This window comes from Microcoleus sp. Pol11C2, assembly GCF_036701505.1.
In the GTDB taxonomy this organism is placed as follows: Bacteria; Cyanobacteriota; Cyanobacteriia; order Cyanobacteriales; family Microcoleaceae; genus Microcoleus.
Genome location: NZ_JAUBQX010000006.1, coordinates 151,088 through 162,364 on the forward strand (window position 1 = coordinate 151,088; position 11,277 = coordinate 162,364).

The 11,277-nt window shown below is 43.4% G+C and carries 11 protein-coding genes; 3 read left to right on the top strand and 8 right to left on the bottom strand.

Translation table 11 applies throughout. From position 1 onward, the window contains the following. The first annotated feature begins 103 nt into the window (after positions 1 to 103). Positions 104 to 2,212 carry a GAF domain-containing protein gene (locus tag QUA42_RS06150; RefSeq protein ID WP_333136014.1) on the top strand — a complete coding sequence of 703 codons (2,109 nt, stop codon included), beginning with the start codon at positions 104 to 106 and terminating at the stop codon, positions 2,210 to 2,212. Positions 2,213 to 2,284: 72 nt separating this feature from the next. Here the strand turns inward: QUA42_RS06150 and QUA42_RS06155 are convergent, their stop codons facing one another. Together QUA42_RS06155 and QUA42_RS06160 are read right to left on the bottom strand one after the other, a co-directional pair. After that, positions 2,285 to 3,073: an RDD family protein gene (locus QUA42_RS06155; RefSeq protein WP_333037257.1), complete on the bottom strand. Its 789-nt coding sequence runs from the start codon at positions 3,071 to 3,073 to the stop codon at positions 2,285 to 2,287. Between the two features lie 37 nt (positions 3,074 to 3,110). Then, complete coding sequence (locus tag QUA42_RS06160; protein WP_333136016.1) at positions 3,111 to 3,938, bottom strand: DUF975 domain-containing protein; 828 nt, start codon at positions 3,936 to 3,938, stop codon at positions 3,111 to 3,113. Positions 3,939 to 4,018: 80 nt separating this feature from the next. Here QUA42_RS06160 and QUA42_RS06165 point away from each other — a divergent pair, with 80 nt between their 5' ends. Next, positions 4,019 to 4,987 carry a stage II sporulation protein M gene (locus tag QUA42_RS06165; RefSeq protein WP_333136018.1) on the top strand — a complete coding sequence of 323 codons (969 nt, stop codon included), beginning with the start codon at positions 4,019 to 4,021 and terminating at the stop codon, positions 4,985 to 4,987. A gap of 203 nt (positions 4,988 to 5,190) precedes the next feature. Next, complete coding sequence (locus tag QUA42_RS06170; RefSeq protein ID WP_333136020.1) at positions 5,191 to 6,141, top strand: CPBP family glutamic-type intramembrane protease; 951 nt, start codon at positions 5,191 to 5,193, stop codon at positions 6,139 to 6,141. Here QUA42_RS06170 and QUA42_RS06175 read toward each other — a convergent pair. The 6 genes from QUA42_RS06175 to QUA42_RS06200 form a co-directional block, all read right to left on the bottom strand. Then, positions 6,119 to 7,447, bottom strand: a complete 1,329-nt coding sequence (locus tag QUA42_RS06175; RefSeq protein ID WP_333136022.1) for a DUF58 domain-containing protein — start codon at positions 7,445 to 7,447, stop codon at positions 6,119 to 6,121. The two genes, QUA42_RS06170 and QUA42_RS06175, sit on opposite strands and share 23 nt — an antisense overlap. A gap of 12 nt (positions 7,448 to 7,459) precedes the next feature. Continuing rightward, positions 7,460 to 7,594 (bottom strand): hypothetical protein, encoded by a 135-nt coding sequence (locus tag QUA42_RS06180; protein WP_333136024.1) that lies wholly within the window; start codon positions 7,592 to 7,594, stop codon positions 7,460 to 7,462. Between the two features lie 251 nt (positions 7,595 to 7,845). Next, positions 7,846 to 8,145 (bottom strand): helix-hairpin-helix domain-containing protein, encoded by a 300-nt coding sequence (locus tag QUA42_RS06185; protein WP_333136026.1) that lies wholly within the window; start codon positions 8,143 to 8,145, stop codon positions 7,846 to 7,848. A gap of 61 nt (positions 8,146 to 8,206) precedes the next feature. Next, on the bottom strand, positions 8,207 to 8,650 hold the full coding sequence (locus QUA42_RS06190) for a GNAT family N-acetyltransferase (RefSeq protein ID WP_333136028.1): 444 nt from the start codon (positions 8,648 to 8,650) through the stop codon (positions 8,207 to 8,209). A 14-nt stretch (positions 8,651 to 8,664) separates the two neighbouring features. Then, the gene (locus QUA42_RS06195) at positions 8,665 to 9,615 is read right to left on the bottom strand and encodes a MoxR family ATPase (RefSeq protein WP_333136030.1); all 951 of its coding nucleotides are present in this window, start codon (positions 9,613 to 9,615) and stop codon (positions 8,665 to 8,667) included. Further along, the gene (locus tag QUA42_RS06200) at positions 9,612 to 10,829 is read right to left on the bottom strand and encodes a DUF4350 domain-containing protein (RefSeq protein ID WP_333136032.1); all 1,218 of its coding nucleotides are present in this window, start codon (positions 10,827 to 10,829) and stop codon (positions 9,612 to 9,614) included. Before QUA42_RS06200 ends, QUA42_RS06195 begins: the two co-directional genes overlap by 4 nt. Positions 10,830 to 11,277 lie beyond the last annotated feature (448 nt).

Sequence of the window (11,277 nt, forward strand, 5' to 3'; positions counted from 1 at the left end):
AGATATTCCAGAAGTCCTAGTAGCTGCGATGGGGCTGTTGGCGGGGTAAGCATAGGTTTAAAAAACCGACTCAATCAAAATACTGTACAACTCCTGAGTAAATATGTCTTTAAAAATACAAGAACATGAAAACCCCTGGCAAAGAGTAACTTCGCGGTTGCCTGAATCTGAAAACTGGAGGCAGGAAGAAAGTCTTTCGCTGCCGGAAGTAGACCAACAAAAAGCCCTAATCGTGCAGATGCAGCAGCAAGTTCAGTTATCAAACTTGCTCAACCAAATTAATAATGAAATTCGCAGTACACTTGACATAGAAGAAATTTTGACATCGGCCTGCCGATTGCTGGGGCAAGCGTTAGAGTGCAGTCGCGTGAGCATTTTAGTCAAAGAATCAAATACAGAAAAAACTTTAGTCACGCGCGGAGAGTACAACGCGGGGGACTATCCGATTCAACTTGGTATGAAAGTACCGATGACTGACAACCCGCATTTGGCGGCCGTCGTGTCTCAGCAAGAGTCGCTAGCAGTGACGAAGTTTGTCGATTTTCCGGGATTGAACCCACAAACCCGAAAAATTGCCGAAGCTTTGGAGATTAAGTCAATGCTGGCAGTAGCTACTCGCTATCAAGGTCAAGTGAATGGCATAATTGGCTTGCATCAGTGCGATCGCCAACGGGAATGGACTGATTGGGAAAGGCAGCTTTTAGAAGGGGTAGCATCGCAATTGGCGATCGCGATCAATCAAGCCAAACTCTATAGCAAAACCAGGCGCCAAGCCGAACGAGAATCGCTGCTGCGGCTGATCGGCAACCAAATTCGCAGTACCCTAGATCTGGAAACGATCCTACAAACAGCGGTGAGGGAAGTCCGCCAATTGTTGCAGTGCGATCGAGTAATCATCTATCAGTTTCAAGACAATTGGCAAGGAAAAGTTGTTGTTGAAGATATGGTCATCCCTTGGCCTTCAATTTTAGGAGATATGGGCGCGGATAAGTGTTTTCGGGGAGATTACGCCGATCTTTACCAGCAAGGGCGAGTCAAAGCAATTAATGATATTTTTAATGCTGGTTTAGAGCCTTGTCACGTTGATTTCTTAGACCGTTTGCAGGTAAAAGCTAATCTGATCGTGCCGATTGTTACATCGAGAACTGAAGAAATTTCCCCCGAAAAAGCGGGAAACTATAATCCTAAATTTCCCGGTAGGCTGTGGGGTTTGCTGATTGCTCACGAGTGCCGGGATACCCGCAATTGGCAGCGACAAGAAATGGAGTTGCTATCCCAGATAGCCAACCAAATGGCGATCGCCATTCAGCAAGCAGAACTTTACAGCCAAGTCCAAGATGCTGCGGTAAAATCTCAAGCTCAAGCCCAGCAATTGCAAGCAGCCCTCCAAGAATTGCGATCTGCTCAACAGCAATTGATTCAAAGCGAAAAAATGTCAGGTTTGGGGCAAATGGTAGCGGGAATAGCTCACGAAATTAACAACGCCAACAATTTCATCCACGCTAACTTGTTTCACGCTCAAGAATATTTTAAAGCCTTCAATGAAGCTCTAGAACTTGCCGGGAATGCCTGCCCGGAAGCGGCGGAGGCAATGGTTAGAATCAATGAAGAACTAGAACTCGATTACATTCGAGAAGACTTTGGTAAACTTATCAATTCAATGCGGGAAGGAAGCGGGAGGATTCGCTCGATCGTGATGACGCTGCGAAATTTTTCTCGTTTAGACCACGCTGAATTAAAACCAGTAGATTTGAATGAAGGTTTAGAAAGCAGTTTATTGATGCTGCAAAATAAGCTAAAAACCCATATCAAAATAGACAAGCAATACGGCAGTTTACCGCCCGTCCAATGTCATGCCAGTCAAATCAACCAAGTATTTTATAATTTGATTGACAATGCTTTAGATGCGCTTCAGTCAACGAGCAAACCGGGGGAATTAACCATCCGCAGTTGGCAAAGCGAGCCGGACTGGGTAACAATCTCTGTCCGCGACACCGGAACTGGCATTCCGGCAGAAATTCAAGACAAGATTTTTGACCCGTTTTTTACTACTAAACCTGTAGGGAAAGGCACTGGTTTGGGACTTTCAGTGTGCTATCAGGTAATTGTTCAAGCTCACGGTGGCAAGCTGAGTTGCGTCAGTCAGGTTAGCGAAGGAACTGAGTTTATTGTAGAGTTGCCGCTGACAAATCAGAGGAGGGTAAGTGCATAATTCCTGCTTGAGTCAGATTAAGGAACAATTCCCTATGCCCGTGGATTTATAAGTAATTAACCGCACTTGATATTAATTGTCAGCTTGCTGCTGATAAGCCTGGTATACAGCCTCTAAAAAAACATTAGCATCAACTTTCATCGGCAGTTTGTCCAAAGCAATGATTTGTTTCACCTGACTAGCCAGTTGTTTGCTCACTTCATTTCGGGCATTTGGTATCATAGCTTCGCGCCGGTGCAAATACTCTCGAATTACAGCAAAATCTTCTGGCAGCAAGCTGGAAATATCGGCTTCTATGAGCAGTTTATTTGCTAGGGATTGAGCCGATGTTGATACTTTCAATGCAGTAGTTGTCAGAGGTTTTTCTTCTTGAATTACCATGGTGCCTCCTACCAAATCTCCTAAACGTTTTTCCCGCTGGTTTAAAACTATGAAAAATACACCTATAAAAAATAAGTCGTCAAAAGGTCGCAGCAAAGCCCGTAGTGTTGATTGCGGAAGTCTGACGGGACGACCATCATCCCGAATTACTCTGATTTTGACATAACGCTTGCCTGGTGTTTGACCCGACCACACGGTTTCATAAAATACAAAGTAACCTACATAAATGAAAAAACCAATTAATGCCTGAAGTGCTATCAACCAGAGTTCTAAGCGATTGGTACTTCCTAGCAACTTTGCAATCGTCTCAAGCAACACTGAATTAAATATCAGCGCACCTAAGAGAAACACTACTATGATTAAACCCAAAATGATATAGTCTATCAGCAATGCGTATGCTCGGTTGCCAATTCCGGCTAAGGTAAATTCGAGTTCAACACTTTCGGGAGTGTGGAGAGTGAAGCGATTAAAAAGTCGCATAAATTTGAGCAAATTTTATGTTTTGACTGAGGCTGAATTAGCGATCTCGCATTTGCAAACCCAAACCTTCTTTGCGGCTGCGGACGTCGTAGTAGATAATGGCTTTCATAGCCTGCCAAAAAGGAGTCACAAGCGCACCGCTGCCAATGCTCACTCCCACAATCATAATATAATAAACTAAGTAAAATAGACCAGACTCTGCGCCCAACACTTTACTTAAAACAACTTGAACGATCACAGTAAGTATCTGCACAACAATCGTGATCGGGAGTGAGACCAAAATGCCCACAAAAACTATCCATTGAATGCGTCCCACCGACCCCTTAGTTAATTTCCAACTGCGACCGATTGCTGAACTAGCACCTATATTATTTTCGATCGCCAGCGGCACTTCAATAATCAGCAAGCGAGAGAAAAGTCGGATATATATAATTAAGAAAGCAATGACTGCCACTAGCAGGAAACCTGCAACAAGTGTGAAATTTTGCCCAAAGAGCGCACCAGCACCCATTCCCACAAAGAACATCGCGATCCCGCCTACCAAGGATACCCCAAGGAAAATCAGAAATGTCAATATACCCGCCCATAAAAAACTCCACATCCGAGGATTCACCTCACGGCGAGCATCACTGACAGTCTCTGGCTTTTCCCTAACTTCACCGAAAGCCAGACGAGAAATGAGCGCTGATATCGCAGAATATTTAGCCCAACCGTAAATCGGAACTAACAACCACAGATAAGCTACCAAGGCCAAACTAAAATATGACTTAAAATGGTCGCGGTAAATACGCAAACTAGCACTAACAACATTACCGACGCTCAAGGGGCCTGTTGGTCCAGAAGAACTAAGATTTTTTTTAGGCATGACTGGATGGGTGTAGTTGTGTGAGGCGAAAAATTTACAACTATCTTAAGCTATATCTAATAGAACTTAGTGAAAACTTTATGAATATTAAACGTTGGATCGCGCGGCGGGAACCCAACTGGAAACGGTTGGACACTCTTTTGCAGCAAGTAGAAAAAAAGGGGCTAAAGTCCCTACCTGCGTCTGAAATCAGGGAATTAGCGAGTTTGTACCGTTCTGTTTCGGCAGATTTGGCTAGGGCTAGGACAAATGAAGTCGGTAATATTTTGTTACAAGATTTGCAAAGGTTAACTTCTCGCGGCTACACCCAAATTTACCAAGGTTCGCGCCGCCAAGATTGGGAAGCTATAGTGGAGTTTTGCCGCTGGGGTTTTCCGGCTACGGTACAGGAGACGTTTAGTTATACGGCGACTGCGACGGGTATTTTTTTAGTAATGGCGTTGATTGCTTGGTGGTTTGCTTGGCAAGATCCGGCGTTTTTGTCCCTAGTAGTTCCTGGAGATTTGATTAAAACGGTACGCGATGAGGGGAAATTGTGGATGGGTTCAATTGTGGGAATCGAACCTTTAGCTTCTAGCGGTATTATGACTAACAATCTATCCGTATGCTTTGCGGCTGTTGGGGGAGGGATTGTTTTCGGTCTTTACACTGTTTATATTATGGCATTTAATGGAGTGAGCATCGGCGCGATCGCCAGTTTAGTAGCTCAGCACAATTTAGCTTACCCTTTTTGGGCGTTTGTATTTCCTCACGGTTCCCTGGAATTGCCGGCGATTTTTTTAGCTGGCGGTGCTGGTTTAATCATCGCCCGCGCCATCTTTTTTCCTGGCAAATATCGTCGTGCTGATGCCATGAAGTTTTACGGTACTCAAGCTGCACAATTGGTATTTGGAATTGTGCCGATGCTGGTAATTGCTGGTACGATTGAGGGTTTTTTCTCGCCAAATCCGGCAATTCCCGATCCGTTGAAGTATTTGGCTGGGATCGGATTGTTTGCGCTGTTGGTGATGTATTGCAGTAAAAGGCGATCGGCTGAAGTTGCTAGATAATTCGGCGAGTTAAATCCGGGCTATCCCCCTAAATTCCCCTTAATAAGGGGGACTTTGAGGACTTCCGGTTCCCCCTTTTTTAAGGGGGGCTAGGGGGGATATAAATCTAACGGTCAAACAGCAATCTGTGAATACATTTGACGTTAAATTGACCCAAATAGCACCTTACCTACCGATATCGAGTCTAGTAATTAATTAAAATCATGACTATTACTAACATCCCCTCTCCCGAAGACAATCCTTTTTTTCTCCTCAAGGTTCGGCATATATTTGGATGGTACTTCTTATTGAGTATAGGCATTTACTTTCAAATAGGAATGATTAGATATACACGGGGGATACCGTTCGATGGTAAAACACCATTAGAGCCATTTGTAGATAAAATAGTTTCAACTTATTTAATGATTTTGTTACTGGCTTTGGTGTGGCGACAATGCAGGCTAGCGGGAATTGAAATTAAATATCTGGTTGGTAAAGTTCCCGCTCGCTACCAATGGTTTCTCTTAGTAGGTCTGGCGATCGCTAGCGTGGTTTTTTCAATAAGTGTATTCCGAGTATTTTATTATCCTTTGTCTTTTATTATACCTTCCTTTGTTGAACAAATACTGACTGAGAATAGAAATACCGGGATTTTAGTCACTGCTTCAAAATCCTTTTCCCCAGCGCTTTACTACTTATTTTTCCCCATCTATGCTTATGTAATATCTCCCCTAGTTAATGCGTCTATTTTTATCAGTATTCTGCTACACAGATGGGCTGGAAAATGGGGAAATATTACAGCAATAATAGCTATGTGTCTGCTGTGGGGAACTTTTGTATATAAGAATTTTATATCGATGATTATTTTGACCTTAATCTTCGCAATTTTATATGTAAAAACCCGCAGCTTACTTGTACTAATAATTTTTCTCATAATCAGAAATCTTTGTTTTACAATTTGGGATTTGTCATATCCAATATTTTTTGACAATCCAACACGAAGCACTTTAGAGATATTTCGATCGCAAATACAGCTAGGCGTCTTGTTTTTTGCTTTGTCAGCCCCTTGGGTAATCGGTTTCATCTATAAAAACTGGTCGGTTCTCAAAGGGGCTTTACCTTACTTTGCGAATGCTTCCGAAGCTGAAAAAATCAAAGCTGATTCCGAGCCTTAAGTTGCAGATATCTGTTAACTAATTGCTCGCTAATTTGATTGGCTGGTGCATCCAAAACCAAAACTCCTTTTTGTTTCAACTGTGCAAAAGCTACCTGACGCTGTGCTAGTAAATCTAAAGCTACAGCACGATTATAAGCAGGTGTAATTTCCACGGTGGAAGTGTGAGCGATTTGGTCAACGAGAGGGTCGCGCAAAGTTACACAAAAAGGCAAATAACGAGGTGTTAAGCGGGCTAATGCCGAAAGCATTTCTGTAGAAGCTGTGACATCTACTAAATCAGTAATTAGCACTACTAATGCACGGCGAGTTTGTTGACTTACTAATTTAGTTACAGCACCAACATAGTCTGGTTCTAACAAAACTGGCTGAATTGGCGCCAGGCGTTCAATTAATTTAGAGTGTTGATGTTGACCGCGTTCCGGCGGTATCCAAGTCGTGATTTCCCGATCGAACACACCGACTCCCACGCGATCGCCCCGATTTAGTCCAGCCAAGGCTAAAGACAGCGCTGCATTCACTCCCCAGTCAAAGCGCTTCAAACCCTGCACTCGCGCCGTCATCAGCCGTCCCCTGTCGAGTAAAATAATCAAAGTTTGCTCTTTTTCTGGTTCTAAAACTCTGATTAAAGGGCGCGATCGCCTTGCAGTAGCTTTCCAATCAATTAAGCGAGGATCGTCACCAATACCATATTCCCGCAGTTCGGCAAATTCAGTTCCCATGCCGAGTTTTTGTAACCGCCGCATTGTGCCGCTATTTTCCAATGTTAGCCGAATAGAGAGTTCTTTCAACATCACTAAATCGGGATAAACCGCAACTTTTTCACTCGCAGGTATTTTCCAGTCGTTCCATGCTAAACCCCAGTTTCCCAACTGCCGCACTTGAATGTCTCCCCACTTATATTCTCCGCGATTTTGCGGGCGGATTGTATAAGTTAATTCCAGATCGCTGTTAGGGTTTAGGTCTGCTTCCAGCATCGGTAAAGAGACATCAAACTCTAGCGGATAGGAGTCGCGCAGGCGAATTTTAGCTGTTTGATTTGCGGTTAGCGCAGCCCTCGGAGAGGATCGCACTGACAGTAAAACCGGATTGTCTCGCCCAATCGAAAGTCTGTGCAACGGATGGCGTGTCACTTGCACCCGATGAGATTTTACACGCAGTGCGTCGGTAATGGCTAGACCTACAATTAAACAGTCAAATAGCAAAGTGCCGATAATACTTGTCTGCTGATTTACCAGCATAGCGAGCAAAAGGGCGATCGGAATTGCGATCGCTAATAGGAAATAAAGGCGAATAGCAGGAATCATTAAAATTTCTGATTAAGATACTGGTGTACACAATTCAACGAGAGTTCCGTCTGGACATCTAACATAGGAAACAATCTGACCCCAAGGTTTTTTGAGAGGTGCTTTTAACTCTAATGCACCTGCTGCGATCGCTTGTTGATGTGCCATTTCTACTGAATCAGTGGTAACTGCTATTTCAACACCTAAAGGTTTATCCGATGAATCAGCCGAAATATAACCATTTGGGAAATTTGACGCGCTTATAGAATGTGCAGCAAAAGATAAAGTTGTTTCCCCAGTGTCAAGTTCACCCTAATCTCCTGATTCATCAATGAACTTCTTTTTTAACCCAACATCCCTTTCAAAAAAAGTCAAGGAACTTAGTAAGTCAGCAACGTAAATAATTGTATATCCGAATTTCATTTGCTTTCTCCCTTTACATGATTTGCAAGTAGGTTACGTCGTTCATCTGTATAACTCCACCAAGGCTTAGCTGGTTCGCCATTGAGGAATCTTTTGACAGAAATTAGAGCGTCAAGTACACATGGATCGTGGCGATGTCCCATGACATTAGCAAGTTCCTGAAAGACTTCTAATGGCGATCGCGTTTTAAGTTGCTCTGGTTGCTCAATACCAATGCTTCGCAAATCCGCACTAATAGATTTCCCAATGTTTGGAAGGTCTTCAAGCTTCTTGACTTCGTTGAGAGACTTCTTCATACTTCTGGTGTGGTATTTTTTAGCTCAATTCCTACAATACTTGCGTAATAAAGATTTTTTGTCATGAATTCGATTCCTCCAAACGAAACGTAAACATAACATGATTACTCGGTGTTTCTGGATTACCAACAGCCGAATACAGATTCATCGCTGCTGTATTTTCGCGATCGGTAAGCACCCAAGCTTCTGTACAACCCAACTCACGAGCGACCTCAAATACTGCATTCATCAAACGCTTCCCCAAACCTTGCCGACGATGAGTTTCTGCTACACTAACCTCGTTAATCCACAGTTCGGGACGTGCCTTGTCAGGATGAACATAATGAACTGCTGAGACAAAGCCGACAACTTTATCGTCATCGATTGCAACAGCCAGATGGTGCCGCGAGTCTGTCAAAAATTCTTCACTACGTGGGAGATCGATCGAGTTGTCAAAGACATCTGGATCGACATTCTTGAGAATATCTACATCATTCTGATCCAGAATTTTGATTGCGATCGTCATAGTTATATTTCAGTTTACCTCGGCACAGCCACTTGTTTTAATACCGAAGCAATTACCGCATCAATTTGCAACCCATCTAGTAGCGATTCTGGTTTGAGAATCAGACGGTGACGCAAAAGTGGCAGTGCGATCGCCTTGACATCATCAGGAGTAGTATAATCCCTGCCGGCTAGCCAAGCGTGAGCTTTACTGCTTTGCAACCAAGCTACTGCCGATCGCGGAGAAGCACCCAATGCCAAATCTGGATGTTTGCGCGTATTGTGTACCAAAGCTAGCACGTAATCGAGGACTTTCTCTTCTACTTTGACTGTTTGTACAGCTTGACGAGCGCTAATTATTTGCTCTACCGTTGCTAAAGATTTGATTTTAGCTAAATCGAGGCGTTTGGCGCGAAATCCTGCCTCTGCATTCAGCAACATTTGCTTTTCTGCCGCTGCATCGGGATAGTCAACCACCAGTTTAAATAAAAATCGGTCTAGCTGAGCTTCTGGTAGCGGATAAGTGCCTTCAAATTCTAGAGAATTTTGAGTGGCGATCGTCCAAAATAATTGTGGCAATGCTAAAGTCTCACCGTCTAACGTTACCTGCTGTTCCTCCATTGCTTCTAGCAGTGCTGACTGGGTTTTCGGAGGCGTGCGATTAATTTCATCTGCCAGCAAAACTTCAGTAAACACTGGCCCTTTTTTCAGGGTAAAACTGTGGCTTTCAAAATCAAAAATATTCGTTCCCAAGATATCCGACGGTAAAATATCCGGCGTTAGTTGAATGCGACGAAAATCTGCTTGAATCAATTGGGCAATCGCTTTTACAAGTAGAGTTTTCCCGGTTCCAGGGACTCCCTCAATAATCACGTGGCCGCCGCTCAAAAGTGCCACTAGCAAGTGCTGTACAGTGGAAGATTGGCCCACAACTATTTTGTCGAGGGCTTGGCTGAGGCGTTTAAAAATCGAGTTTGTTTCGCTCATTTTAGATTTTTCGTGTCAGAGGGGAGATGTTGACGGATCTGCTGCCATTTACCCAACCAGGCTAGCAAATCTGAATCGCTGATTCGGCGTTTATGAGATGGCGAGGGCAGAATTTCTGACAATTCTGCCGCTTTTCGCCCTGTTTGCTCCACCCAAGCATTTGTTAGGGTTTCACTTTCCAGCGATCCCTGTCCCAATAATAATGCTTTTTGCAGTTGTAACTGTTCTTCTTTTCCGATTGTTTCTACCGCAAAATCAGTGCTGTTTGCTTTTTGCAAAACACCCGCTAATGCTTGAATGTAAGCTTCGCTGTTGTCAACCTGTGGCGCTGATATAGTTACCGGCTGTCCAAACCTGTTCCACCCGGCAAAAATAGCAACGAGTAAAATAATTGTACCCTGTATCAAAACGGGAAATAGAGGAGTTTTGGCTAAATAAGTGAATAAATTTCCCTCGTATTCCCGTTCAATAACTTCTGGATCTTTGTAGCCGTGAATGTATTCGTCTACCCAGACTTTATTGAGGATTTTACTTGTTCCCTGGCTTTGCGGGTCGATTGAATTTTGGATTAGTTTCACTGCTAGAGCCTGCTGGGTCCCTTCTATTTCTTGTTCTCCACCTTCTAATTGAGTAACCAGCCCTGCTAAAAATTCATAATTACCTGGAAAATCCTGATAAGCATTAGCAGCTAAATGGGAGGTACTGGCAAAATAAACTGTACCCTTTCCCACTGGTTTTTTCCAAACAATTGCCCCAAATTGATCGTCTAAAACTTGTTTTTGGTCGCTGGGGTATCTCCGCCCGGTGTCAATCTTGATTTCCCCGGCTGAAGCTGGGTGCAAGCTACTAAAAGGTGCTGATGTCACCGGGGCGCGAACTCCCAAATTTACCAAAGTATTGCCCTGTTCCACCCACTTTTTATCGGTTTCAGAAACACCTTCTGGTATCAATTTACTATAGATCCGTAAAAGTGTACTGGGCGGTTTTGTATCTTGGTTTTTAGCAAAGTCTTCAAAAGGTTTTTGCCAGCGCTGAACCTCGGTTCCCCGTTTTGACATAAAAGCATACCATGCTCCGTAGCCGTCCGGCGCTCTATTATAAGTAGAACCGCTGTTGACTTTGTTGTTAGCAGGAGCAAATAACAGGGTAACGATCATTATTGCAGTAATGGCGATCGCTCCCAACAACCATAACCTACGCTTTGACAAGTTCATCGCTCGTTAAGTAAGTAAGTAAGTACAAATAAATATAACATGAGGGGGTTTTTGGATGAATCAACTCACTCCTCATATAGAACCCATTTGAGAAATTTTAGTTATCGTCAATCACATTACGGCTCACCAATAAACTTGGTTTTTTACCACCGCATTTTTAAGGGAATCAGATTTACAGCATATTCCATGTAGATGTAGATTGCGAAAAACCGGGTTTCGAGCAACAGAATTAGTAATGATGCGGGAACTGTAAAGAAACCCGGTTTCTGGGGTGTATTTCATAAACGAATACGCTGTAACTTACGCCCCAACCCCAATTTTCAGAAATTCCCAACAGGGTTATGCTTAAACATATAAAATCCTGAGTATTTTTACTCATAATTGTCTTTTCTGATTCACTTTTGCCCGCAGAAGCAGTGAACGCTGCCTCTTGGGGGGCGAAATCTGG